The organism is Sediminicoccus rosea, from assembly GCF_033547095.1.
GTDB classification, from domain to species: Bacteria; Pseudomonadota; Alphaproteobacteria; order Acetobacterales; family Acetobacteraceae; genus Roseococcus; species Roseococcus rosea.
Genome location: NZ_CP137852.1, coordinates 2363259 through 2388870 on the forward strand (window position 1 = coordinate 2363259; position 25612 = coordinate 2388870).

General features: G+C 67.2%; 18 protein-coding genes and 1 tRNA gene. 9 read left to right on the forward strand and 10 right to left on the reverse strand.

Annotated features, from left to right (window positions below; translation table 11 throughout):
* Nucleotides 1-49 precede the first annotated feature (49 nt).
* From R9Z33_RS11400 to R9Z33_RS11410, 3 genes are all read right to left on the reverse strand, one after another.
* Nucleotides 50-901, reverse strand: coding sequence for a hypothetical protein (locus tag R9Z33_RS11400; RefSeq protein WP_318651414.1), 852 nt, complete (start codon nucleotides 899-901; stop codon nucleotides 50-52).
* 460 nt (nucleotides 902-1361) lie between these two features.
* Nucleotides 1362-1895, reverse strand: coding sequence for a hypothetical protein (locus tag R9Z33_RS11405; protein ID WP_318651415.1), 534 nt, complete (start codon nucleotides 1893-1895; stop codon nucleotides 1362-1364).
* 897 nt (nucleotides 1896-2792) lie between these two features.
* Nucleotides 2793-2879, reverse strand: a tRNA-Leu gene (locus R9Z33_RS11410).
* Between the two features lie 126 nt (nucleotides 2880-3005).
* Here R9Z33_RS11410 and R9Z33_RS11415 point away from each other — a divergent pair.
* The 5 genes from R9Z33_RS11415 (at nucleotide 3006) to R9Z33_RS11435 (ending at nucleotide 11813) form a co-directional block, all read left to right on the forward strand.
* The gene (locus R9Z33_RS11415; protein WP_404830671.1) at nucleotides 3006-3941 is read left to right on the forward strand and encodes a complex I NDUFA9 subunit family protein; all 936 of its coding nucleotides are present in this window, start codon (nucleotides 3006-3008) and stop codon (nucleotides 3939-3941) included.
* Between the two features lie 186 nt (nucleotides 3942-4127).
* The gene (locus R9Z33_RS11420; RefSeq protein ID WP_318651416.1) at nucleotides 4128-5564 is read left to right on the forward strand and encodes an NAD(P)-dependent oxidoreductase; all 1437 of its coding nucleotides are present in this window, start codon (nucleotides 4128-4130) and stop codon (nucleotides 5562-5564) included.
* Between the two features lie 5 nt (nucleotides 5565-5569).
* Nucleotides 5570-10087 carry a glutamate synthase large subunit gene (gene gltB, locus R9Z33_RS11425; RefSeq protein ID WP_318651417.1) on the forward strand — a complete coding sequence of 1506 codons (4518 nt, stop codon included), beginning with the start codon at nucleotides 5570-5572 and terminating at the stop codon, nucleotides 10085-10087.
* A gap of 84 nt (nucleotides 10088-10171) precedes the next feature.
* The gene (locus tag R9Z33_RS11430) at nucleotides 10172-10840 is read left to right on the forward strand and encodes a glutathione S-transferase family protein (RefSeq protein ID WP_318651418.1); all 669 of its coding nucleotides are present in this window, start codon (nucleotides 10172-10174) and stop codon (nucleotides 10838-10840) included.
* A 37-nt stretch (nucleotides 10841-10877) separates the two neighbouring features.
* Nucleotides 10878-11813 (forward strand): lysylphosphatidylglycerol synthase domain-containing protein, encoded by a 936-nt coding sequence (locus tag R9Z33_RS11435; protein ID WP_318651642.1) that lies wholly within the window; start codon nucleotides 10878-10880, stop codon nucleotides 11811-11813.
* Here R9Z33_RS11435 and R9Z33_RS11440 read toward each other — a convergent pair.
* A complete protein-coding gene (locus R9Z33_RS11440) occupies nucleotides 11804-13447 on the reverse strand; it encodes an NAD(P)/FAD-dependent oxidoreductase (RefSeq protein WP_318651419.1) in 1644 nt (547 codons plus the stop codon). The genes R9Z33_RS11435 and R9Z33_RS11440 overlap by 10 nt on opposite strands.
* Nucleotides 13448-13540: 93 nt before the next feature.
* On the opposite strand from R9Z33_RS11440, the gene R9Z33_RS11445 reads away from it, so the two are divergent.
* Nucleotides 13541-13903 carry a DUF6481 family protein gene (locus tag R9Z33_RS11445; protein ID WP_318651420.1) on the forward strand — a complete coding sequence of 121 codons (363 nt, stop codon included), beginning with the start codon at nucleotides 13541-13543 and terminating at the stop codon, nucleotides 13901-13903.
* 117 nt (nucleotides 13904-14020) lie between these two features.
* Here the strand turns inward: R9Z33_RS11445 and hpnJ are convergent, their stop codons facing one another.
* A complete protein-coding gene (gene hpnJ, locus R9Z33_RS11450) occupies nucleotides 14021-15454 on the reverse strand; it encodes a hopanoid biosynthesis associated radical SAM protein HpnJ (protein ID WP_318651421.1) in 1434 nt (477 codons plus the stop codon).
* A 513-nt stretch (nucleotides 15455-15967) separates the two neighbouring features.
* On the opposite strand from hpnJ, the gene R9Z33_RS11455 reads away from it, so the two are divergent.
* Complete coding sequence (locus tag R9Z33_RS11455) at nucleotides 15968-17584, forward strand: RNA-directed DNA polymerase (protein WP_318651422.1); 1617 nt, start codon at nucleotides 15968-15970, stop codon at nucleotides 17582-17584.
* Between the two features lie 45 nt (nucleotides 17585-17629).
* Here the strand turns inward: R9Z33_RS11455 and R9Z33_RS11460 are convergent, their stop codons facing one another.
* From R9Z33_RS11460 to R9Z33_RS11475, 4 genes are read right to left on the reverse strand one after another with little or no spacing between them, the layout of a single operon-like run.
* Nucleotides 17630-18715: a radical SAM protein gene (locus R9Z33_RS11460; RefSeq protein WP_318651423.1), complete on the reverse strand. Its 1086-nt coding sequence runs from the start codon at nucleotides 18713-18715 to the stop codon at nucleotides 17630-17632.
* 53 nt (nucleotides 18716-18768) lie between these two features.
* Nucleotides 18769-19188: a DUF1772 domain-containing protein gene (locus R9Z33_RS11465; protein WP_318651643.1), complete on the reverse strand. Its 420-nt coding sequence runs from the start codon at nucleotides 19186-19188 to the stop codon at nucleotides 18769-18771.
* Nucleotides 19188-20396, reverse strand: coding sequence for an aminotransferase class III-fold pyridoxal phosphate-dependent enzyme (locus R9Z33_RS11470; protein WP_318651424.1), 1209 nt, complete (start codon nucleotides 20394-20396; stop codon nucleotides 19188-19190). Before R9Z33_RS11470 ends, R9Z33_RS11465 begins: the two co-directional genes overlap by 1 nt.
* Nucleotides 20393-21943, reverse strand: a complete 1551-nt coding sequence (locus tag R9Z33_RS11475; RefSeq protein ID WP_318651425.1) for an ABC transporter substrate-binding protein — start codon at nucleotides 21941-21943, stop codon at nucleotides 20393-20395. Before R9Z33_RS11475 ends, R9Z33_RS11470 begins: the two co-directional genes overlap by 4 nt.
* Nucleotides 21944-22022: 79 nt before the next feature.
* Here R9Z33_RS11475 and R9Z33_RS11480 point away from each other — a divergent pair, with 79 nt between their 5' ends.
* Both R9Z33_RS11480 and R9Z33_RS11485 read left to right on the forward strand, forming a co-directional pair.
* Nucleotides 22023-24308: a penicillin acylase family protein gene (locus R9Z33_RS11480; RefSeq protein ID WP_318651426.1), complete on the forward strand. Its 2286-nt coding sequence runs from the start codon at nucleotides 22023-22025 to the stop codon at nucleotides 24306-24308.
* An 18-nt stretch (nucleotides 24309-24326) separates the two neighbouring features.
* The gene (locus R9Z33_RS11485; protein WP_318651427.1) at nucleotides 24327-24980 is read left to right on the forward strand and encodes a DUF1028 domain-containing protein; all 654 of its coding nucleotides are present in this window, start codon (nucleotides 24327-24329) and stop codon (nucleotides 24978-24980) included.
* Here R9Z33_RS11485 and R9Z33_RS11490 read toward each other — a convergent pair.
* Nucleotides 24977-25612: an isochorismatase family protein gene (locus R9Z33_RS11490; protein ID WP_318651428.1), complete on the reverse strand. Its 636-nt coding sequence runs from the start codon at nucleotides 25610-25612 to the stop codon at nucleotides 24977-24979. The genes R9Z33_RS11485 and R9Z33_RS11490 overlap by 4 nt on opposite strands.

The window sequence follows — 25612 nt, forward strand, 5'->3', positions numbered from 1 at the left end:
CGCGGCGCGGAGGTGCGCGCCGTCCTGGGACATAGGATCGCCGAGCACCTCAAGGGCGGCGGACGCACCGGCGCGGCGATAGGTAAGCACCGCCCGGAGACGGGGCGCTCCGTCTGTGGCTCGAGGGCGTCCGCCCCATCGGCAAGCGTCGAGGCGGCCGCGTCATCACCAGCGTGGAGAAAATGGACGCCTGGAGCCGAAGCACGCGAGCCTTCGTCCCCGCCTCCAGCGCATCCCACTCCGTCCCACCGCGGATCTCCTGGAGTGCAGCGGCCGTCGCGGAAACCTCCCCGGTCCGGAAGCGGCCCAGCAGATGATCGAGCCGGTGCCCCACCGACTGCGAGATCAATCTCCGCAGGTCGTCGAGGGCCGCCGCCGACGGGCCGGTCGGTACCGCGCTAGCCGCCGAGAGCATGTTAAACGGTGCGGAGACGACGCCGCAGACCCGCTCTAGGTGCTCCATGCCGAGGTGCTGGGCGACGATACCGGAATGTGGTCTGAGCTTCTCTTGAATCTGATGAGGGGCCCACACCTCGTACTCCACCCCGATCTGCAGGAACCGCTCTCGTTCCTGCTGGACTTCCGCGTCACGTTGCGCCGAGTGGACGTTCGCCGCCACGACGAGAGTGAAGCGGCGAACCTTCTGGTCCTTCCAGTGCCCGTCCCAGTGCTTCAGGAAGTCGTCCGACCACTCCTTCAGCTCGCCCTTGTCCACGGCCGCGTAACACTTGCACGAGGCGACCTCGATAGTGCCGTCTTGGCGACGTGCGAGGACATCGATACCGTATTGAAGCTGGCGAGATGTGCGATAAAGGGTGGCGCTGACGACCCCCGGCTCCTTGTCCAAGAGAGAGACCGTCATTGCCTCGAACCCGTCGGAGGGCATCTCGTGGAAGGGCACGGGAAAGTGCCGGTTTACGCGAATCGAGGCCATCCAGACGAAACATACCGCCCCGGGGACGCGCGCGGAACATGCGGATAGGTGGTTAGTGCACGCGCGCAGACCTGTGTCGAAGCGGAAGCCTTAATCTGCAGCTGGCCGATGACTAGATTAGCTTTTTGTGCCCTTAATTAGGGCGACCATTCGACGAGCGCCCACATCGGGGGAGATCGGTGCTAATGTTGGATCGGCATTCCGCGCGAGCACGACCATGATCCGAACGTCCCGGGCGACTTGACGCCATGGCCTTCGACGTTGCGGTTCAGCTTCGACCCTGGCCGTCCCGTTTACCGCTTGCGCCGATGTCCCCCAGTATTGAGCGGTTGCCGACAGCCTTGCGGCAGCTTCTACGGCAGCGGAATCACGTAGAAGACTTTCGACTCTTGGCCAACTTTGGACAATGTCGGGAAGGCGGCCTGACTTATCCGCATTCGGAGCAAGTCATCAGCCCGCGTTTCTCCCGCCTTGTTTCGATCGCGTAGCCGCAGCGCAGGCAGTTGGCACCGTCGTCGCCTGCGTCGAACGGGTCAGCAATGCGCCTCGTCAGCGTATAGGGCGTCTCTTGGTGAGGCCTCCCGCGTCCCTGGAGCGTTACACCGACAGGCCCCCCTACGCTCGGCAATTGGGCCCCTCCGGTCTCCACCGCTGGCAACTCCTCCTCGGCCACGATGTGTCGGACCGGCTTTGCCGATTCAGCAGCCGTCGCCTGGACCGGCATAGCACCCGCGGCGGTCTGCTTTGCGAGGAAGCCGCCGTCCCAGGGCGCAGCGCGAACACGCGTGTCGACGTGGCGTTGCCGGTCCTTCATCGTTGCGCTGGACCGAACGTACACAACCTCCACGACCCTGCTGCCCGAAGTCCCGGCGCGACCTGGTATCGTCAGTTGCTCGCGCCGGCATGAAGCCTCCGGCCTGTTGCCTTTGAAGCGGGCGAAGACGCGATCTTCTTCGTTCATGTGGGTTGTGTTCCGAGGGAAGGCGGCGCGCTGACGACGGTCGTCACACTTAGTCTGCGAGTACGGATTCGCCTCAATTGAAGTTCGCTACGGCGGTCCGATGTCTGCGCCTCACGGCGAGGTCCCCAACGCGAAGCATCGGCGCAATACCTTGGGTGGAGAGCGCTGCTTTGCGGTCCCAGGCTCGACCGGTTGCCGGTCGCAATGCGCAACCGTCCCGCGTATCTCGACAAAAAATATCAATATTTCAGTGACTTAATGCTTGTAGACTCAATCGTCCAAGTTCCGAGCTTCGGCGAGAGAATGGCCCCGGGGGAGACGGAGACGCCAGTCGTTTCGTTCTCCAACCCTCAAGCCACGACGCAAAAACCCCAGAGGAACTGCGGTTTACGGCGCCCTCTGATACGTGGTGAATGGTTGCTCGGGGAAATACTTGAGCAGGTAAGCGGATTCGAACCGTCGGCCCGGACTTTCCCAAGTTGATCGAGAGCGTTACATTTACCCTTGAGGTCTTCTATGGTGTCAATTCCCGATGGGTGATGTGGGGGGGGGGAGCTCAACGCCACGAGCGCTGCATTGGCATGTGTCACTGCCATGTCAGGCATGTTGGACTGCACCCCTAAGAGCGGCTACGGCCTGCCTAAGGCGCTGAACGGGATCGCGCTGCTGGCCGGCTGCGCTCTGGAACTTTGAGCGGCCGTGCCGGCGGGTGACGGAGTACCCGAAGCCAGTGCAGCTAGCGGCGGCGGAGGAAATCGAGGGGAGCCCCGCCATCACCCGCATGATGGATGCCATTGCCAGCGACCGGGCATTCAACCGGGCGATTTGCCGTTAATTTTTTCTGAGTGTCCCTTTCGCGTCCCAAATGCCCGGAAAGCGGCGGAAAACGTAGTGTGGTGGTGCCCAGGAAAGGACTCGAACCTTCACGACCTTGCGGTCACTGGCACCTGAAGCCAGCGCGTCTACCAATTCCACCACCTGGGCATTTCAGCGGGGTGACGGCGAGATAGACGGGCCGTTGGGATGCGTCAACCCCGGCCCCCGCGCTTCCGTGTCATGCTTGGCGCGCTGCGCCGCACGCCATATGGAGAAGGGACACGGAGGATGGTGATGATGCGCAAGGTGGCGACGGTTTTTGGCGGCGCGGGCTTCATCGGGCGCCAGGTGGTGCAGCGGCTGGCGCGCGAGGATTGGGTGGTGCGCGTCGCGACGCGCGACCCGATGGGCGGGCGGGGCATGCACACCATGGGCCGCGTGGGCCAGATCGCCGCCCTGGCCGCCGATGTGACGGATGAGGCGGGCGTCGCCCGCGCCGTCGAGGGGGCGGGCGTCGTCGTCAATTGCGTGGGCATCCTGCATGGGCGATTCGAGGCGGTGCAGGCCGAGGGGCCGGCGCGAATCGGCCGGCTCGCGGCGGCGGCGGGCGTGGAGCGCGTGGTCCATATCTCGGCCATCGGCGCCGATGCGGCGAGCCAGAGCGCCTATGCCCGCAGCAAGGCGGCGGGCGAGGCGGGGCTGCTGGCGGCCTTCCCCAAGGCCACCATCCTGCGGCCCTCCATCGTCTTCGGCGAGGGCGACGCCTTCTTCAACCGCTTCGCCCAGCTCGGCACGCTGCTGCCCTTCATGCCGGTGATCTGCGGCGACACGAAGTTCCAGCCGGTCCATGTGAACGACGTGGCCGCCGCCGTCATGGCTGCCCTGCACGACCCCGCGACCGAGGGGCGGACCTATGAGCTGGGCGGGCCGCGCGCCTGGAGCTTCCGGGAGCTGCTGGCCTTCATCGTGCAGCAGACCCAGCGCAACCGCCGCCTGGTGGAGATTCCGCTCGGCCTCGCGCAGGTCCAGGCCCGCTTCGCCGAGCTCCTGCCCAACCCGCCCCTGACGCGGGACCAGCTGATCCTGTTGCAGCGCGACAATGTGGTGGCGCCGGGCGCGCTGACCCTGGCCGATCTCGGCATCCAGCCGGCGGCGGTGGAGGCGCTGGTGCCGGCCTACCTGGCGCGGTTCCAGCCAGGCGGGGCGCGGCGGGTGCGGCCGGCGGGGTAAGTCCATATCGGACCTAAAATCCCGGGGATGATTTCCTCAATATGACCGCTTCGTGGCGGCATGAAAAAATAAGGACAGCAAAACTGTCCTGAATGCGCTTTTTCCTCTTTCGCCCGGCGAAAAGCTTGGGTAAGGGCATCGGGCGCCGCGCATCCTCGCGGCGAAATCCACTTCGAGGGTGCCCCGATGGCCGAGCGCATGCTGCAATTCGTCCGCCTCCAACAGCAGACGCCGGAGAAACGCGCCGCCACCGCCCGTCGCGAGGATTTCAACGAGATCTACGCCCGTTTCGCGCCCGAAAAGGCCGCCGAGCAGGCCAGCCGTTGCAGCCAGTGCGGCGTGCCCTTCTGTCAGGTGCATTGCCCGCTGCAGAACAACATCCCCGACTGGCTGAAGCTGACCGCCGAGGGGCGCATGGAGGAGGCCTATGAGGTCGCCTCCGCCACCAACACCTTCCCCGAGATCTGCGGCCGCGTCTGCCCGCAGGATCGCCTTTGCGAGGGGAATTGCGTGATCGAGAAGGGATTCGATTCCGTCACGATCGGCTCGGTCGAGAAATACATCGTGGACACCGCCTGGGAGAATGGCTGGATCAAGCCGCCCACCCCGACGCGGGAGCTGCCCTGGTCCGTCGGCATCATCGGCGCGGGCCCGGCCGGCCTCGCGGCGGCCGAGCGGCTGCGCGTGCGCGGCTTTCAGGTCCATGTCTATGACCGGTATGACCGCGTCGGCGGGCTGATGATCTATGGCATCCCGAACTTCAAGCTGGAGAAGGACGTCGTCCTCCGCCGCTGGGAGCAGTATGCGGCGGGCGGCATCCAGTTCCACCTGAACGTCGCGGTCGGCCAGGACATCACGCTCGAGCAGCTGCGCGAGCGGCATGACGCCGTCTTCATCGCGACCGGCGTCTACAAGGCGCGCGACGTCGAGCTGCCGGGCAGTGACCTGAATGGCGTGGTGCCCGCGCTCGACTACCTCACCGCCTCCAACCGCAAGGGCCTGGGCGATGCGGTGCCGGAATTCGACGATGGCCGGCTGAACGCGGCGGGCAAGGATGTGGTCGTGATCGGCGGCGGCGACACCGCCATGGATTGCGTCCGCACGGCCATCCGCCAGGGCGCCAAGTCGGTCTCCTGCCTCTATCGCCGCGACAAGGCGAACATGCCGGGCTCGATGCGCGAGGTGAACAATGCGGAGGAGGAGGGCGTGCAGTTCCTCTGGCTCTCCGCGCCCGAGGCGTTTCTCGGTGCGAAGGACGTCACCGGCGTGCGCGCCGTCAAGATGCATCTGGGCTTGCCCGACGCGACCGGCCGCCAGCAGGTGGAGCCCATCGAGGGCAGCCATTTCGTGCAGCCGGCGAGCCTCGTCATCAAGGCGCTGGGCTTCGACCCCGAGGACCTGCCCACGGCCTTCAACGAGCCCGCGCTGCCGGTCTCGCGCTGGGGCACGCTGAAGGTGGACCACAAGACGATGATGACGTCTCTGCCGGGCGTCTTCGCGGGCGGCGACATCGTGCGCGGCGCCTCGCTGGTGGTCTGGGGCATTCGCGACGGCCGCGACGCGGCCGCGCAGATCGAGGCTTATGTGAAGGCAAAGGCCAAGTTGGCGGAAGCGGCGGAGTAAGAACGATGGAACGCAACTACATCCAGAACTACGCCGCCAACGCGGCCCTGCTGAACCATGCCGGCATCGACACGACCGAGCATGATGCCTGCGGCGTCGGCCTCGTCGCCTCGCTCAACGGCAAGCCCACGCGCGCCGTGGTGCTGGCGGGCATTGATGCGCTGAAGGCCGTCTGGCACCGCGGCGCCGTGGATGCCGATGGCAAGACCGGCGACGGTGCCGGCATCCATGTCGAGATCAGCCAGGAATTCTTCGCCGAAGCCGTCCGCAATGGCGGCGACACGCTGAAGCCCGGCCCCATCGCCGTCGGCCAGGTGTTCCTCCCCAAGACCGATTTCGGCGCGCAGGAGCGCTGCCGCCAGATCGTCGAGACCGAGATCCTGGCCAGCGGCTACGGCATCTATGGCTGGCGCCAGGTGCCGATCAACGCGAGCGTGATCGGCGAGAAGGCCAACGCGACGCGCCCCGAGATCGAGCAGATCCTGATCCACGACCCCGAGCAGCGCGACATCGCGACGATGGAGCGCGACCTCTACGTGATCCGCCGGCGGATCGAGAAGCAGGCCATCGCGGCGCAGATCCCCGAGCTCTACCTCTGCTCGCTCTCGGCCCGCAGCATCATCTACAAGGGCATGTTCCTGGCGGAATCGCTGAGCGAATTCTATCCCGACCTGCAGGATGAGCGCTTCGTCTCCCGCTTCGCCATCTACCACCAGCGCTATTCCACCAACACCTTCCCGACCTGGCGGCTGGCGCAGCCCTTCCGCATGATCGCGCATAATGGCGAGATCAACACGCTCTCGGGCAATGTGAACTGGATGAAGGCGCACGAGACGCGCCTCTCGCATCCGCTGCTGGATGCGCATCTGGAGGACATCAAGCCCGTCGTGCAGGCCGGCGGCTCCGACACGGCGAGCCTCGACAATGTCTTCGAGCTGCTGGTGCGGGGCGGCCGCGATGCCCCCATGGCCAAGGCCATGCTGATCCCGGAATCGCTCGGCAACAACGCGACCATGCCGGCGCGCCATCATGACCTCTTCCTCTACTGCAATGCGGTGATGGAGCCCTGGGACGGGCCGGCGGCACTTTGCGGCACGGATGGCCGCTGGGTGGTGGCGGGCCTGGACCGCAACGGGTTGCGCCCGCTGCGCTACACCGTCACGCAGTCGGGCCTGCTGATCGTGGGCTCCGAGACGGGCATGGTGAAGATTGCGGAGGATGCGATCTCGGCCAAGGGCCGCGTCGGCCCCGGCCAGTGCATCGGCGTGGACCTCGATGAGGGCCGCCTCTATCTCGACACCGAGCTGAAGGACCTGCTGGCCGCCCGCAAGCCCTTCGGCCAGTGGGTGAACCGCACCACGCGCATCGACGAGATCGTGAAGGTGGCGAGCCCGCAGCCCGCGCCGATGACGGGCGAGGCGCTGCGCCGCTCGCAGCTCGCCATGGGCTATACGCTGGAGGAGCTGGAGCAGATCCTGCACCCGATGGTGGAGGACGCGCAGGAGGCGGTGGGCTCGATGGGCGATGACACGCCCATCGCCGTGCTCTCCAGCCAGTATCGCGGCCTGCACCATTATTTCCGCCAGAACTTCGCGCAGGTGACCAACCCGCCGATCGACAGCCTGCGCGAGACGCGGGTGATGTCGCTCAAGACGCGCCTCGGCAATCTCGGCAACATCCTCGACGAGGATCCGACGCAGTGCGACATGCTGATGCTGGACAGCCCCGTGCTCTCCAGCGCGCAGTTCGGCGCCATGCGGCACTACATGGGCAGCAGCGCCTTCGAGGTGGATTGCACCTTCCCGGTGAGCGAGGGCGAGGCCGGGCTGCGGCATGCGCTGTCGCGCATCCGTCGCGAGGCGGAGGAGGGGGTGCGCAGCGGCTGCCAGCACGTCATCCTCACGGACGAGGCGCAGGGCCGGGATCGTGCTGCGATCCCGATGATCCTCGCCGTCTCGGCGGTGCACACGCATCTGGTGAAGACCTCGCTGCGCACCTTCACCAGCCTGAACATCCGCTGCGCCGAATGCCTCGACGTGCATTATTTCGCGGTGCTGATCGGCGCGGGTGCCACCACGGTCAACGCCTACCTGGCCGAGGCCTCCATCGCCGATCGTCATCGCCGCGGCCTCTTCGGCAACCTCAGCGTCGAGGAGGCGATCGAGCGCTACAAGAAGGCGGTGGACAAGGGTCTGCTCAAGACGATGTCCAAGATGGGCATCTCGGTCATCTCCTCCTATCGCGGCGGCATGAACTTCGAGGCGATCGGCCTCTCCCGCGCGCTGATGGCCGAGTTCTTCCCGGGTGTGGCCTCGCGCATCTCGGGCATCGGCCTCGCCGGCATCGCGCGGCGCGTGCTGGCGCTGCATGAGCGTGCCTTCGGCTCGGAGGTCATCACGCTGCCGGTCGGCGGGCTCTACAAGCTGCGTCAGTCGGGCGAGGCGCATGCCTTTGGCGGCACGCTGATCCACACGCTGCAGAAGGCGGTGGAGACGGACAGCTACCAGACCTTCAAGCGCTACAGCGAGGCGGTGCGCAAGCAGGCGCCGGTCGCCCTGCGCGACCTGCTGGACTTCCGCAACGAGGGGCTGAAGCCCGTGCCGCTGGAAGAGGTCGAGAGCATCACCGAGATCCGCAAGCGGCTCGTCTCGCCCGGCATCTCGCTCGGCGCCCTCAGCCCCGAGGCGCATGAGACGCTCTCGATCGCCATGAACCGCATCGGCGCCCGCTCGGACAGCGGCGAGGGCGGCGAGGATCCGGAGCGCGCCAAGCCGCGCGCCAATGGCGACAACGCGAACAGCGCCATCAAGCAGATCGCCTCGGGCCGTTTCGGCGTCACCGCGGAATATCTGAACAACTGCCGCGAGATCGAGATCAAGGTCGCGCAGGGTGCGAAGCCGGGCGAGGGCGGGCAGCTGCCCGGCTTCAAGGTGACGGGCCTGATTGCGAAGCTGCGCCACTCCACGCCGGGCGTGACGCTGATCTCGCCCCCGCCGCATCACGACATCTACTCGATCGAGGATCTGGCGCAGCTCATCTATGACCTGAAGCAGATCAACCCGGATGCGACGGTCTGCGTGAAGCTGGTCTCGCGCTCGGGCATCGGCACGGTCGCGGCCGGCGTGGCCAAGGCCAAGGCGGACGCGATCCTGGTCTCCGGCCATTCCGGCGGCACGGGTGCCTCGCCGGTCACCTCCATCAAGTATGCCGGCCTGCCCTGGGAGATGGGGCTCTCCGAGACCCACCAGGTGCTGCTGCTGAACCGGTTGCGCCACCGCGTGAAGCTGCGCACCGATGGCGGCCTCAAGACCGGCCGTGACGTGGTCGTGGCCGCCATGCTGGGGGCCGAGGAGTTCGGCATCGGCACGGCCTCGCTTGTCGCCATGGGCTGCATCATGGTCCGGCAGTGCCACTCCAACACCTGCCCCGTCGGCGTCTGCACGCAGGATGAAGCGCTGCGCGAGAAGTTCGCGGGCAGCCCGGAGAAGGTGATCAGCCTCTTCTCCTTCGTGGCGGAGGAGGTGCGCGAGATCCTTGCCTCGCTCGGCTTCCGCAAGCTGGAGGAGGTGATCGGCCGCACGGACCTGCTGAAGCAGGTGAGCCGCGGTGCCGATGACCTGGACGACCTCGACCTCAACCCGCTGCTGGTGAAGGCCGATGCCGGCCCGCATGCGCCCTATTGCACGCTGGAAGGCCGCAATGAGGTGCCGGAGACGCTGGACGCCGACATGCTGCGCGACGCCGCACCGCTCTTCGAGCGTCGCGAGAAGATGCAGCTGGCCTACAACATCCGGAATACGCATCGCGCCATCGGCACGAAGGTCTCGTCGAAGATCGTGCGGCAATACGGCATGACCGGCCTGCAGGATGGCCACCTGACGGTGCGCCTGCGTGGTTCGGCCGGCCAGTCGCTCGGCGCCTTCGGCGTGCGTGGCCTCAAGCTCGAGGTCTTTGGCGATGCCAATGACTATGTGGGCAAGGGGCTCTCGGGCGCGACCATCGTGGTGCGGCCCGCGCCGTCCTCGGGCCTCGCCTGGCATGAGAACAGCATCATCGGCAACACGTGCCTCTATGGTGCGACCGCCGGTGCGCTCTTCGCGGCGGGCCAGGCGGGCGAGCGCTTCGCCGTCCGCAACTCGGGCGCCATCACCGTGGTCGAGGGCGTGGGCGCCAATGCCTGCGAATACATGACCGGCGGCACGGTGGTGATCCTGGGTGGCGTCGGCGACAATTTCGGCGCGGGCTTCACCGGCGGCCAGGCCTTCGTCCACGATCCGCAGAACCTCTTCGAGCGGCGCGTGAACAAGGACACGCTGCAGTGGCAGCGCCTCGCCTCCGCCCATTGGGAGGGCGAGCTGAAGGCCCTGATCGAACGCCACGTGGCCGAGACGGGCAGCCGCCACGCCGCGCGCATCCTCAATGACTGGGAGAATGAGCGCGCCGCCTTCTGGCACATCGTGCCGAAGGAATACGCCAAGTACCTGGCGCGGCCGATGACCGAAGTGGCTGCCGCCGCGGAGTGAGGCGAACCCGGGATGCAAGGGGGCAGGGTGGCCGCGCGGCCGCCCTGCCTTCCCGCGCCGCGCCCCGGGTGGCATAAAACCCAGGTGAGAATCCTCCATCACCTGCCGCTGTCGCCTTATTCGCGGAAGATCCGCCTCGCCCTGGCGGAGAAGCGCATCCCTTTCGAGCTGCGCGTGGAAAAGGTGTGGGAGCGGCGGCCGGAATTCCTGGAGCTGAATCCGGCCGGCACCGTGCCCGTGCTGGTGGAGGAGAACGGCCTCGTCATCGCCGACAGCTACGCCATCGCCGAATATCTCGACGAAGCCTATCCCGACATTCCCCTCTTTGGCCGGACGCTGGCCGAGCGCGCCGAGGTGCGGCGCCTGCTCTCCTGGTTCGACAACCTCTTCGGCCAGGAGGTCTCCCGCAACCTGATCTGGGAGCGGCACCTCAAGCGCCAGCTGGGCCACGGCCATCCGGATGGCGCCGCGATCCGCCAGGGTTATGCAAATCTCAAGCATCACCTGGATGAGATCGGCTTCCTGGCCGAGCGCCGCACCTGGCTCGCCGGCGCGCAGATCAGCATGGCGGATTTCGCCGCCGCCGGGCATCTCTCGGCGCTGGACTACGCGAATGACGTGGATTGGAGCCACAACCAGTCGGCGCGCGACTGGTACGCCCGGGTGAAGTCGCGCCCCTGCTTCCGCGCCCTGCTGGCGGATCGGATCAGCGGCCTGGAACCGCCGCCCCACTACGCCGACCTTGACTTCTAGCGAGCCCGCCTGGCCAAGGGCGCTGCGCAACGCGGTGATGCTGGCCCTGCTGGTGCTGGCCGCGCTGCTGCTGGTGAACAGCGGCGAATTGGCCAGCCTGCCGCAGGTGCTGGCGAGCCTGCCGCTCGCGCTCCTCGCCTCGGCGGGCGCCCATTTCCCGCAGATCCTCTTCACCGCCTGGGCCTGGCTGATCCTGCTGCCGCGGGAGGATCGCCCGGCGCTCTCCCGCATGCTGCGCCTGCGCTGGTATCGCGAGGGGGCGGATGCGCTCCTGCCGGCCGGCTCCGTCGTCGGCCAGGCGGGCATCACGCGCCTCATGGTGCGCGATGGCATGCCCGGTGACCTCGCCGCCGGCACCGCCACCATCGGCATCTCGCTCGAGGCGATGGGGCAGATGGTCTTCACCATCCTGGGCCTCGCCTTCTTCCTCGCGCTGCGCGAGGACGCCGAGGTCTCTGGCTTCCTCACCGGCATCGCGGTCGCGGGCGGCATGGTGGCGCTGCTGGTGGCGGCACAGCGGCCCACGGCGCTTGGCCTGCTCCGCCGCGTGCTGGAGCGCCTCGCGCGCCGCTGGCCGCGCCTGGAGCCGCTCTGGCTCGACCGCTTCCAGGCGGCCCTGCTGCGCCTGCACGCCGATCACGGGAAGCTCGCCCTCGCCTTGCTGCTGCATGTCGGCTGCTGGGTGATGGGTGCCATCGAGATGATGCTGGTGCTCGCCCTCATCGGCCACCCCATCAGCTTCGCCGAGGCCATGGTGATCGAGGCCTTCGCCCAGGTGCTCCGCAATGCGGGCTTCCTGCTGCCCGGCGCGGCCGGCGTGCAGGAGGGGGCCATCATCGCGGGCGGCCTGCTGATGGGCGTGCCCGTCGCGCCCATGGCGACGGCCGCCCTGGTCCGCCGCACGCGGGAGATCCTGGTCGGCAGCACGGCGCTGCTGGCCTGGCGGCGGGATGAGGTGCGCGGTCAGCCGTAGGTCAGGGCATTGTCCGCCCGGCTGCCCGAGGCCCGAACCGGCCCGCCATCCGTCATCGCCAGCGCCACCGCCTCCGCGACGCGGATGCCATCCACACCGGCCGACATGATGCCCCCCGCATAGCCGGCACCTTCACCCGCCGGATACAGGCCGGGCGTGTTCAGGCTCTGGCAATCCACCCCGCGCGGAATCCGCACGGGCGAGGAGGTCCGCGTCTCCACCCCCGTCATCACCGCATCGGCCAGCGCGAAGCCCGGGATCTGCTTGTCGAAGGCGGGCAGCGCCTCACGCATCGCCGCCACCACGAAATCCGGCAGGCAGGTCGCGAGGTCCGTCGGCGTCACCCCCGGCCGGTAGGAGGGGATGACATCCCCCAGCGAGGTCGAAGGCCGCCCCGCCAGGAAATCCCCCACGCGCTGCGCCGGCGCCGCATAGGTGCCACCGCCGGCCGCGAAGGCCCGCTCCTCCCAATGCCGCTGGAATGCGATGCCGGCGAGCGGCCCGCCCGGGTAATCCACCTCCGGCGTGATGCCGACGACGATCCCCGCATTGGCATTGCGCTCATTGCGCGAATACTGGCTCATCCCGTTCGTCACGAGGCGCCCCGGCTCGCTCGCCGCCGCCACCACGGTCCCGCCCGGGCACATGCAGAAGCTGTAGACCGAGCGCCCATTGGCCGCGTGATGCACAAGCTTGTAGTCGGCCGCGCCCAGCAGTGGATGCCCCGCATGCGGCCCGAAGCGCTGGCGGTCGATCAGCGACTGCGGATGCTCGATGCGCACGCCGATGGAGAAGGGCTTGGCCTGCATCGCCACCCCACGCTCCAGCAGCATGCCGAAGCTGTCCCGCGCCGAGTGCCCGATGGCCAGCACCACATGCCGCGCCGCGATCCGCTCGCCGCCCTCCAGCACCACGCCCCGCACGCGCCGCTGATCATCGAGGTCGAGATCCGTCACCCGGCAGCCGAAGCGGTATTCCCCGCCCAGCCCCTCGATGGTCTCGCGGATGGATTCCACCATCTGCACCAGGCGGAAGGTGCCGATATGCGGCTTGCTGACGTAGAGGATCTCCTCCGGCGCGCCGGCCTTCACGAACTCCTCCAGCACCTTGCGGCCGAAGTGGAAGGGGTCCTTGATCTGCGACCAGAGCTTCCCGTCCGAAAACGTGCCGGCCCCGCCCTCGCCGAACTGCACGTTGCTCTCTGGGTGCAGCGTGTTCCGCCGCCAGAGGTCCCAGGTGTCCTTGGTGCGCTGCCGCACCACCTTCCCACGCTCCAGGATGATCGGCCGGAAGCCCGACTGCGCGAGGATCAGCGCCGCCAGCAGCCCGCAGGGCCCGGTGCCGATCACCACCGGCCGCTCCGTCATCCCCGCCGGCGCCCGCGCCACGAAGCGATAGGCGGTGTCCGGCGCCACGCGCAGCGTCGCATCGCGCGCCAGCAGCGCGGCCTCGCCCTCCACCTCCACGTCCAGCGTATAGGCCAGCATGATCCGCTTCGGGTTCCGCGCGTCATAGCCGCGGCGGAAGATGGTGAAGCCCTGATGCGCCGCCCCGCCCAGCCGCGCGCGCACCGCGGCGTCCAGCGCCTCGGGCGGGTGGTCGAGCGGCAGGCGGATCTCGGTCAGGCGGAGCATGGCGCTCCCTCAACCCCGATGGCCCGTGGCGTCAAGCCCGCCATGCGAGGGGGCCCGTATCGCCCGGCCCGCGCCTGGGCTACACAGGCCGTGATGAGCTTCAAAGACACCCACGAAAATCGCGCGGCCAAGGCCGCCGAAGCCAAACGCAAGCTGATGGAGCGCTTCCGCGCCCAGCCCGGCCCCGATGACCCCGCCGTGATCGCACGCCTCGCCGAGCAGAAGGCCGCCGGCGAGGCCCGCGCCCAGCGCCAGGCCGAGGCCCGCGCCCGCGCCGAGGCCAAGGCCGCCGCCGCCGCCGCCGCCAAGGCCGAGGCCGAGGCCGCCAAGCAGCGCGAAGCCGAGGAGGCGACGCGCATCGCCGCTGAGGCCAAGCGCAAGGCGGCCGAGCTTCTCATCGAACAGAAGGCCGCGCGGGACGCGCGCTACGCCGCCCGGAAGGCGAAGAAGCGCTGACGAGCCGCTGAAAGGCGGCGCGGGCCGGCCAGCCGGCCGGTCCGGCCATCACCACCCATGCGGCGCCCCCCTGGAAGCCGGAGACCTCCGCCCGGCCGCCGGGGGATGCGAGGGCGATCACGCGGCCTTGCTGGCCGCGCGCTCCTTCAGGAAGCGGAAGAACTCCACACCCTCACGCAGGCGGCGCACCATCATCTGCCGGTCGCGGATCATCTCGCCGCAGATGGACGCGATCTTCGGCGCCCGGAAGTAGAACTTCCGATAGAAGGTCTCGACGCTGTCGAAGATCTCGGTATGCGCCAGGTGCGGATAGGCCAGCGGCGCGATCTGCACGCCATGCGCGTCCACATATTCCGTATTCGCCGTATCGAGCCAGCCCTCGCGCGCCGCCTGGTCCCACAGGAAGGTCCCCGGATAGGGCGCCGCCAGGCTCACCTGGATGGTGTGCGGGTTGGTCTCCACCGCGAAGCGGATCGTCTCCTGGATCGTCTCCGTCGTCTCGCCGGGCAGGCCGAGGATGAAGGTGCCGTGGATCTTGATGCCGAGCTCATGGCAGTCCTTCGTGAACTGCCGCGCCACGTCGATCCGCATGCCCTTCTTGATGTTGTGCAGGATCTGCTGGTTGCCGCTCTCATAGCCCACCAGCAGCAGCCGCAACCCGTTCTCCGCCATCACCTTGAGCGAGGAGCGCGGCACGTTCGCCTTGGCGTTGCAGGACCACGTCACACCCAGTTTGCCCAGCTCCTTCGCGATGGCCTCGGCGCGCGGCAGGTCATCGGTGAAGGTGTCGTCATCGAAGAAGATCTCCCGGTTGCCCGGGAAATTCGCCTGGATGTACTTGATCTCCTGGATCACATGCTCGACCGAGCGCGTGCGGTAGCGATGCCCGCCCACCGTCTGCGGCCAGAGGCAGAAGGTGCAGCGGCTCTTGCAGCCGCGGCCGGTGTAGAAGCTGACATAGGGGTGCTTCAGATAGCCGATGAAGTACTTCTCGTATTGCAGGTCCCGCTTGTAGACCTCGCTCACGAAGGGCAGTTCATCCATGTTTTCCAGCATGGCGCGGTCCTTGTTGTGGACGATCACGCCTTCGCCGTTGCGGTAGCTGATGCCGGGAATGGCGCCGAGATCCATGCCCGAGGCCACATCCTTCACCGTGAAGTCGAACTCATTGCGCGCGACCCAATCCACCACCGGCGCATCGCGCAGGCTCTCATTCGCCTGGACGGCGACCTTGGCGCCGATCAGCCCGATCTTGAGGTTCGGATTCTCGGCCTTCAGCCGCTCGGCCACCTTGATGTCCGACGCGAAGGAGGGCGTGGAGGTGTGCAGCACCGCGAGATCATAATCCCGCGCCATGGGCGCGACATCGGCCAGCGTCTGGTTGTGCGGGGGCGCATCCACCAGCTTGGAGCCGGGAATCAGCGCCGCCGGCTGCGCGAGCCAGGTGGGGAACCAGAAGGACTTGATCTCCCGCCGCGCCTGGTAGCGCGAGCCGGCGCCGCCATCGAAGCCATCAAAGGAAGGAGCCTGGAGGAAGAGCGTGCGCATCATGCCGGGAGCAAGCCTTTTGTCAGAGGCGACCCAGAGGCGCGAACCCCAGGGCCGGAGAGCGAACGGATGCCGGGTTTGCCCGCGGAAGTCCAGCGGCGGATGGAGTCGCGGCGGGTGCGCGGGCGAGGGCGGGGCGGCGCCTTACCATCTTACGGCCTTACGCCCTTAACCCGCGAAGTGATGTTTTCGGACAAATGCCGGAGGGGGCGCAGCGGGGGCGGGGCTGAGGTTTGGACGGGGAGGGGGAGGGTGGGGCGCATGAATGCGAGTGTAGGAAAAAATACCGGAAAAGTCGAGGGGAAGTGACTTGGGGAGCCACGGGCTCCCCAAACCCCTGCGGCGACTTGGCGCGAATTCGGATGGACTCCGTGTTCTGGATGAGCGTTCAGCCTTTGGTGCATCTGCTGCTTATCCCAGCGGAGGCGACGAACGGCGACGAAATCTCGCTTTACCTTTCGCCAGATATCCCTAGCGTTGCTTCGAATAAGAGCGAGGCTCGCTTTGGCTAAAAGGGTGCGTCTAAACCGGTCTCAACGGCTTCGCCGCTTCCTTGAGGCTGGCTATTTAGCCGAGGAGCTACCGCCACCATTTGTTTCCTACTCGTTTGCTCGGGTTCGGGGCGCGCTTCTGACTGAGTGGAAGGCGGCCACCGACTTTCCCAAGTTTCGTTCCAGACCAGAGCAGTTCACGATCCCACGATACGCGTCTGCCCGTCGGCGAATTTCCATACCAAATCCAATAAATTTCTTCCGGCTTTCATCGGAAATCGCAAACGGATGGAATGAGATCAGAGATTTTTTGGCAAGTTCAAAGATAACCGAATTCCGTCCGATCATCGATGCGGAAGGACCTCGATCAATATTCAAACTTGATTTTGATCTGGTGGGCCAGAGGCAAGCTCAAATACTTGCTGATTACGATTTTGTATTTAAGACAGATATTAGTAGGTTTTATCCGAGCATTTACACCCACTCCATTCCATGGGCTCTCTATGGTAAGATATGGGTCAAAGAAAATCACAAAACTAAGAAATTTAAGGACTCTTTAGGCGATAAACTCGATTTTGAATTACGTAAGGGGCAAGAAGATCAGTCAATTGGTATTCCTATAGGTCCAGATACATCGCGCATATTGTCGGAGATCGTCGCTATTGGACTGGAGCGTGAACTTAAGCCATTGCTGTCTGACTTAGATCGGAGATCTGTCCGATATGTTGATGATATATTGATCGGGTTTGACGAATTTGAAAGTGAGGATAAAATCTCTGCTGTGCTTGAGGGGGCGGTGGCGCACTTTGAGCTAGATATAAATATTAATAAGACTAAAATTCTCGGAAAAAGGGGCGTCGAAACATTCGAGTGGATTACTGAGCTACGCGCTTGTTCTGTTCGGAACGTAACTCCTAAGGCACAAAGAGACGACCTTGAGAGATTCTTTAAGCTTGCGCTGTTCTATGCTTCGACTAATGAGAAAGATGCGGTCCTCAAATGGGCAATGAAGCGATCTAGATCGTTTGATGTCCTAAAAGACAATAGTAATTTTTATTGCGATTATATGTTAAGACTTTGTAGAAAATCTTTATCAACCCTACCCATATTATCGCAAATGTTGATCGAAGCGAAAAGCAACGGATGGCCAATACCGTCCGATCGAATAAATAAATTTATCAGTGATATTTTGATGATTCATGCGCCGATTGGCCATGCATTTGAGGTTAGTTGGGCTTTATTCCTGGCAAAGGGGCTTAGAATAAAATTGTATAAAGAAAAAATGTCAGATGTATTTAAAATAGAAAGTAGTCTTTGTGCGCTAATCTGCATGGATTTAAACGCTCGTGGACTAATTGATGGGGGAGTCGATGAAAGCTACTGGTTGCTTTACGCGAATGAACAAGGCCTTCGGTCTCCGATGTGGCTCCTTTCATACGAAGCGGCCCGAAAGAAATGGTGGTCTGACGGCCGATACAAATACGTGGAGAAGCATTCTCTCTTCGGGCCAATGTTAAAGAGGGGTGTGTTTTTCTACGATGAGAACCGCAACGTCCCACGTCTTCGGAGCGAGCTGCAACGCGCAAAGAGGCAGCGCATCAGAACGGCGAAGATCTTTAGAAATTGGGTGGACTACATGTAGATTTAAATGGACGGATAATCCATCGGAGTTTGCTTAGCCTTTACCTTACCCCGCCCCCATCAACCCCCTGATCCGCCGCCCATGATTGATCACCGCCCCCAGTGACCCCAGGTTCCGCTTATCCGCCAGCGCGGACAGCGCCGCGCCGATCTTCCCCTCGCGCAGCCGCGCAAAGCTATCCCCCAGCGCCACCGAGAAATGCAGCATGATGCTCGCATCGCGGTAGCAATCCGTGGTGCAGGCCTGGCAGCCGTCGCGCACCGCCATCTCCGGCCGGTAGTCCATGACCTTGGAGATCGGCTGGTTCCAATCCTCGCAGCGCCACAAATCGTAGTTCCAGTCGAGGTAGAAATACTTGTACCCCGCATGGCAGATGAAGCGCTCGCCCTGGCCGGTCAGGCGGCGCCGCATATCGGCGATGCCCTCCTTCGGGTTGAACACGGGGATCACCGCCCGCGTCTTCTCCACCCCGTCAAACGCCGCGATCAGCTCGGCGACGGACATGTCCACCAGCGCGCTATCCTCGGAATAGACGAGCGAGGAGGAGCCCAGCGCCGCCTTGCGCGGGTAGGAGAAGGTGACGGCGGCAAACCCCAGCTCCCTCAGGAAATGCCCGAGGGCCGCGTAATCCCGCACCAGCCGCGTCATGGCGACGGAGGCGATGGGCGTGATCCCCATCTCCTTCATCCGGCCCGTGCTTTCCTTGATCCGCTCGCACACGCCCTTCAGGCCGCGATTCTTCTCGTGCTCGCCCGCATCCTCGCTGTCGATCGAGATGAAGATGGTGCTGATGCCGGTGCCCCGCAGGCTTTCCAACTGGCCGGGCAGCAGCCAGCCATTGGTCACCATGGTGGGCTGCACGCCCATCTCGCTGGCGGTCCGCGCCATCTCGGCGATTCGCTTGTGCAGCAGCGGCTCGCCGCCCATGAAGGTCACGAAGCGGACATTGGCCTTGAGGCGCATATGCGCCAGCGCATCGGCAAAGAGGTCGGCGTTCATGGTCCGCCGGTCGGTCACGAAACCCTTGTCATGCGCGAAATTGCAGAAATCGCAGGTCGCGTTGCACATATTGGTGACGGAGGCGTTCAAAATCGCCGGCCCGCCCTGCGGGACCAGCTTCAAAAGGTCCAAGAAACCGGAACGATTCGCCGCCATAGTCATCCCCTCGAAGGTCGGGGCGATGCTTACCCCATGGCCCAGAGGTAAGCCAGAACAGCCGCGCACCCCAGGGCGCTGCGCCCCGCATGCAGCCACCCCCAGCGGCGGATCAGCGCCCGGCTCGCCGCATCACCCACCGGCATGGCGTTCAGCCGGTGGTTGGTCGGCATGATGCCGAGCAGCGTATAGGGCCAATTGGCCAGGATCAGCGCCGCCCCCAGCAGGAAGCGCGGATCGCCCGCCACCCAGGCGGCGCCGAGCCCCAGCAGCCCCGAAATCACCGCCAGGCTCGCCTGCATGGCGAAGCCGCGCGCATAGCTCGGCTTCCACTGCGCCAGGAGTGCGGCGTCATCCAGGCCAAGCCGCGCCGGCTGCTCGGCCAGGTTGATGTAGATGGCCGCCCCCGCGAAGAGCGCGGCACCCACCAGCGCCAGCTCCGCCAGCATCACGCCGCCAGCGCCCGGAACCCGGCCTCCGCCGCATCCAGCACCAGGGCGATGTCCGCCTCGGTATGCGCGGCGCAGAGGAACATGTTGTGCCGCGGGTGCAAATAGGCGCCCGCCTTCAGCGCCGCCGCGCAGAAGGCCCGCCCCGCCCGGAATTCCTGGTCGCCCTCGAACAGGAAGAGCGGCATGGAGACCGGCCCCGATTGCCGCAGGCCGATGTTGAAGCCCCGCGCCCGCTCGGCCAGGCCCTCCCGCAGCATCAGGCCCAGCCGTTCGAGCTGCCCCACCACGTCCCGCCGCTCCAGCTCCTCCAGCGTGGCCACGGCCGCGGCCATGGAGACGGCCGAGCACCAGAAGGAGCCGGTGACGAAGACGCTCGCCGCCGCCTCCCGCAGCGAATCCCGCCCGGTCACGGCGGCCAGCGCATGCCCGTTGGCGATGGCCTTGCTCCAGGCCGAGAGGTCGGGCCGGACGCCCAAGCCCTCCCAGGAGCCGCCCGGATGCAGCCGGAACCCGGCGCGCACGTCGTCCAGGATCAGCGCGGCGCCGCGCGTGTCGCAGATCCGCCGCGCGGCCTCGGCGAATTCCCGGCTGGGCAGTTCCTGGTCCACCACATTGTCGTGGCGGAAGGCGGTGATGATGATGCCGGCCAGGTCGCTCCCCGCCGCGTCGGCGGCCGCGGTGAGGCTCGCCACGTCATTGTAGTCGAAGCGGCCCTGGTTCGCCCGGTCCTCCGGCCGCGTGCCGGCGGGCACCGGCGTGCACCAGGGCGCGGCCCCGTGATAGGAGCCGTTCGCCAGCAGGATGGTGCCCCGCCCCGTGGCGGCGCGGGCGATGGTGACGCAGGCGGTGGTGGCATCCGTCCCGTTCTTCATGAACATCGCCCAATCGGCGGCCGGGATGCGCTCCACCAGGCGTTCGGCGAGTTCGACCAGGACGGGGCCCGGCCCGTTCAGGCAATCGCCGAGATCCGCCTGGCGCCGCGCCGCCGCCTCGACCACCGGGTCGTGATGGCCGAGGATGATGGGCCCCCAGCTGCACATCAGGTCCACATAGCGGTTGCCATCCACGTCCCAGACATGCCCGCCCTCGCCACGGGCGAAGAATTGCGGATAGCCCTCGGGCAGCTTCGCGGCGTTCAGGTGTCCCCACATGCCGCCGGGGATGACCTTCGCAGCGCGCGCGCGGAGCGCGGCGTCGGTGCTCAAATCCGGGCCTCCCAGAACATCGGATAGGCAGCGCGCGGCAGGTCGCGCACGCGGTCGCGATAGCCGGCGGGGATGGTGAACTGCCCCCACATCACCGAGGGCACATGCGCGACCGAGGCGGTCTGGATCTCGGCCGCGATGCGCCGCCGCGCCGCGCCATCGGTGGCGAGAGCGAATTCCGTCAGCAGGCGCTGCACGTCGCGGTCGCAATCCCAGCCCGGATAGTCGGCGCAGGTGTTGGAGACGTAGAAATTGGTGAGCGGCGAGAACATGTCCGTCCCGTTCGCGTAGACGGCGAAGATGTGCCACCCCTCGCGCCGCGCGCGCCGGGCCAGGAGGGTGCCCCAGTCCATCACCTGCTCGGTCACGTTGAAGCCGGCCTGCTGCATGGACTGGATCATCACCTGCGCCGCCGTCTGGCTGATGCCGCCCGCGGTGGTGAGGAAGGCCAGCGGCTGGCCGCGATAGCTGCTGGCGGCCAGCATGCGCCGCGCCTCGGCCGGGTCGAAGCTCGCCTGCGCGGCGCCGCCCGTGCTCGAGAGCGGCGCGTCGCAGAGGAAGAAGGAGGGGCAGGGGGGCGCCCGGAATTGCGGCGGCACGCCGATGGCGGTCAGGATGCTCGCCTGGTCGGCGCAGCGCCAGAGCACGCGGCGCACGGCCGGGTCATCCATCGGCGCGGCCGCGTGGTTGATGCGGAAATTCCCCTGGAACTGATGGATGCCGCCGAGCCCCAGCGTGCGGACGCCGCGCGCCCGCTCGATGCGCGGCAGCAGGTCGAAGGGCAGGTACTGCATGTAGTCCACCTCGCCCGCGATGAGGGCGGAGGCGCCGGTCGCCTGGTCGGGCATGACGCGCAGGTTGATGGAATCGAGGTGCACGCGCTTGCCGCCGGCCAGGAAATCGGCGGGTTCGGCGCGGGGGACGTAGTCCGCGAAGCGCTCCAGCACCATGACATTGCCGGGGCGCCAATCGGCGGCGCGGAAGCGGAAGGGCCCGCTGCCGATGATCTCGCGGATGCGCTGCTCCACCGGCACGGCGGCGAGCCGCGCGGGCAGGATCACGGGCAGCGGCGCATTGGGCTTGCCCAGCACGTCCAGCACGAGCGGGAAGGGGCGGGAGAGGGTAAGGCGGAAGCTGCGCGGATCGGTCGCGACCAGCTCGGCCTTGGCGGCCCAGAGCATGCGGCCCAGGCTGTCGCGCGGCGCCCAGCGCTCCAGGCTGGCGACGACATCGGCGGAGGTGACGGGCTGGCCGTCGTGGAATTTCAGCCCCTCGCGCAGCCGGAAATTCCAGGTGAGGCCATCCGCGCTGGTCTCGTGCGCCTCCACCATCTGCGGCTTGATCAGGCCCTGGCCATCCATGGCGTAGAGCGTGTCGAACACATGCGTCGCGAAGGTGCGGGTGATGGCGGCGGTGGTGGAATGCGGGTCGAGGATGACGACCTCGCTCTCCAGCACCAGGTTCAGCGTGCCGGCCGACTGTGCCGATGGCGCCAGGAAGGGAAGGGCCAGGCCCGCCATGGTCGCGCGCCGCGTGATGGGGTTCATCGCCGTCTCTCCCTGTTCGTTTCCGCGGGAAGGGTATTTGCTATTCGCGCGGCGCGTCCAGCGCCGTCAGGGGGGATGCATGGATTACGCGGAAATGGCACGCGCGGCGGTGCCGCCACTGGACGGCACGCTGCGGCTCGCGGGGCTGGAAGCGCCGGTCGAGGTGCGGCGCGATGCACTGGGCATCGCGCATATCCGCGCGGGCAGCGTGCGGGATGCCTTCTTCGCCCAGGGCTTCTGCCACGCGCAGGACCGCCTCTTCCAGATGGAGCTGAACCTGCGCCGCGCGCTGGGGCGCAGCGCGGAATGGCTGGGCGCTTCCGCCTTCGCCGCGGATGCGCTGGCCCGCAGGCTCGACGTGGCCGGCGCCAGCCGGCGCGATGCCGCGGCGCTGGGCGCCGAGGCCCGCGCGATGATCGAGGCCTATGCCGCCGGCGTGAACGCCTTCCTCGCATCCGGTGCACCGCTCGCCATCGAATACCAGCTCCTGAACGCAACGCCGGAGCCCTGGGAGGGCTGGCACACCATCGCCGTGATGCGCCGCCTCGGCCTGCTCATGGGCTCGGTCTGGTTCAAGCTGTGGCGCGCGGCGGCGCTTCCCGTGGCGGGCGAGGCAGTGACCAGCCTGCGCTACGATGACGGCGGCGCGGACCTGCTGCTGCTGCCGCACGGCGCCGAGACCGAGCGCTGGCGCGCGGCGCTGAGCGACCTCGCCCCGGCCGTGGCCGCGCTGATGGAGGCCGCCGCGCCCGATGCGACCGGCGGCGGCAGCAACAATTGGGCGGTCTCGGCCGCGCGCAGCACCACCGGGCGGCCCGTGCTGGCGGGCGATCCACACCGCGTCTTCGAGTTGCCGAACATGTACGCCCAGGGCCACCTGGCCTGCCCGGAATTCGACGTGATCGGCCTGACCGTCCCCGGCGTGCCCGGCTTTCCGCATTTCGCGCAGAATGGCCGCGTCGCCTGGTGCGTCACGCACGGCTTCGCCGACATCCACGATGTCTATGTGGAGCGCTTCGACGCAGGCGCGCGCCATGCGCTGTTCCAGGAGCAGTGGGAGCCGGTGCGCCGCCGCAGCGAGACCATCGCGATCCGTGGCGAAGCCCCGCGCGCGGTGGAGGTGATCGAGACCCGCCACGGCCCGGTCATCGCGGGCGATCCGGCGCGCGGTCACGCGCTCACCCTCAAATCCGTGCAATTCGCCGAGACCGACCTCTCCTTCGACTGCCTGCCCCGCATGCTCCGCGCCGAGAGCGTGCCCACGCTCTTCGAAGCCACGCGCGGCTGGGGCCTGATCGACCACAACCTTGTCGCGGCCGACACACGTCACGGCATCGGTTGGCTGCTCCGCGCCCGCGTGCCGCGGCGTGGCCGCGAGAATGGCTGGCTGCCCGTCCCCGGCTGGAGCGGCCAGCATGAATGGCAGGGCTGGATCGCGCATGAGGCGATGCCGGTGCTGCACGACCCGGAAGGCGGCCTCATCGTCACCGCCAACAACCGCATCGTGGCCGAGGATCACCCGGATTACCTGCTGACCGATTGCCACCCGCCCTATCGCGCCCGCCGCGTCTTGGCGCTGCTGGAGCAGGCGGCGCTGCGCAGCCCCGAAGGCGCCGCCACCATCCATGCCGATGTGCAATCCCAGCCCGCGCGCGACTTCATCGCCCGCCTCGCCGCGCTTCGCTGCGAGGGCGCGGCCGAGGCCCTGCGCGCCGAACTCGCCGGCTGGGATGCGCGGATGGAGGCGGGCTCCGTCACCGCCGCCCGCTATATCGCCTTCCGCCTGGCGCTGACCCGCCGCTTCGCCACGGCGAGCGGCCTCGGCGCGCTCGCGGGCCACCCCTGGCTCGCGCCCGCCCCCGGCGTCGCGCCGCTGACGCAGCTCTGGTGGGCGCTGCCCGCGCTGCTCCGCAGCGACGATGCCAGCCTGCTGCGCGGCGCCGACTGGAACACCCTGCTGCGCGAGGCCCTCGCCGAAGTGGCGGCCGACCTGCCCGGCCAGCCCTGGGGCGAGGCGCATCGCCCGCGCTTCACGCACCCGCTCTCCGCGCTCTTCCCCGCGGCCGCCCCCGTGCTCGACCCGCCGGCCGAGGCGATCGGCGGCGATGGCGACACGGTCTTCGCCAATGGTCTCATCGCGCCCCTCGGCGCGCGCGCGCAATATGGCGCGCTCTCCCGCTACGCCTTCGATGTCGGCGCCTGGGAGAACAGCCGCTGGTCCGTCTTCCTCGGCGCCTCCGGCCATCCCGGCAGCCCGCACTACGCCGACCAGCACACAACATGGGCCAATGCCCAAATGACGCCCATGCGCTACGCCTGGGAGGGCATCGCGGCCACGCAGATCCAGCTTCTCCAGCCCGCGTGATCCGGATAGCGTGGCCGCATGACCTATTCGCTGACCGCGCGCTGCGCCGTGACCGGGGCCTTCGGCACCATCGTCACCTCCTCCTCCATCGCGACCGCGGCGCGCTGCGCCTGGGCCGGGCCGCTCGGCGCCGTCGCGACGCAGAACCTCTCGGACCCGGCACTGGGTCCGCAGGGGCTCGCGCTTCTGCGCCAGGGCCTGGGCGCGCAGGCGGTGCTGGAGTTGCTCCTGAAATCCACCCGCGGCGTGGAGCATCGCCAGGTCGCGGTGGTGGACCGCATGGGCGGCATCGCCTGGTTCTCCGGCGCCAAGGCCATGCCGGAGCACGCCGTCGCCACGGGCCGCGACTGCGTCGCCATGGGCAACCTGCTGGATAACACCGGCGTGCCCCAGGCCATGGTGGATGCCTTCACCGCCAGCGATGGCGCCCCACTCGCCGAGCGCCTGATGCAGGCGCTCGAAGCCGGCCTCGAAGCCGGCGGCGAATTCGACGATGAGCGCGGAGGCGGCATGCTGGTCGCCGATCGCTACGACTGGCCGGTGGTGGACCTCCGCGTGGATTGGCACGAGGAGCCGGTGGCCGAGCTTCGCCGCCTCTGGACGCGCTATGCGCCCCAGCAGGCCGCCTATATCGCCCGCGCGCTGGATGCGGATTCCGCGCCGGGCTTCTAGCCGCTGTTCCTGCCGCGCCAGGCGTTGATCGCCGCGATCATCTCATCCGCCGTGGTGATGTCGGCATAGCGGCGGCCCACATCCTTCAGGTTCTGGTCGTGCGCGGCCTGGTCGTGGTCGCCCACGCAATCCTCGGGCACCTGCACCCGAAAGCCGAGGGAGAAGGCGTCGATGACGCTGGCCCGCACGCAGCCCGAGGTGATGCAGCCGGTGACGATCACCGTGTCCACCCGCTCCCGCGTCAGGATCGCGCCCGCCGCCGTGCCGAAGAAGATGGAGGGCGCGGTCTTGGTCAGCACCACATCCGGCTCCTCCGCCGCGATGCGCGGATCGAGCGCGGTGGCGGGCGTGCCGGCCAGCAGGTCATGCACCGGGGCCACCTTCCAGCGTGGCGCGCCCTTGGGCCCGTCGAAGGCGACGACGCAGGCGATGACGGGCACGCCCGCCGCCTTGGCCGCCCGCATCAGCCGCGCGGTGTTGCCTACGGCCCGGTCCACCATCGGCGCGCCGCCCATGGGGAAGCTCGGGTCGGTGAAGCCGGTCTGGAAATCCACGACGACGAGGCCCGGCTTCTCGCCGAAGCCGATGGGCAGCGCCCCGTAGCCGCGCGCCTCGAACACATCCCCGCTCAT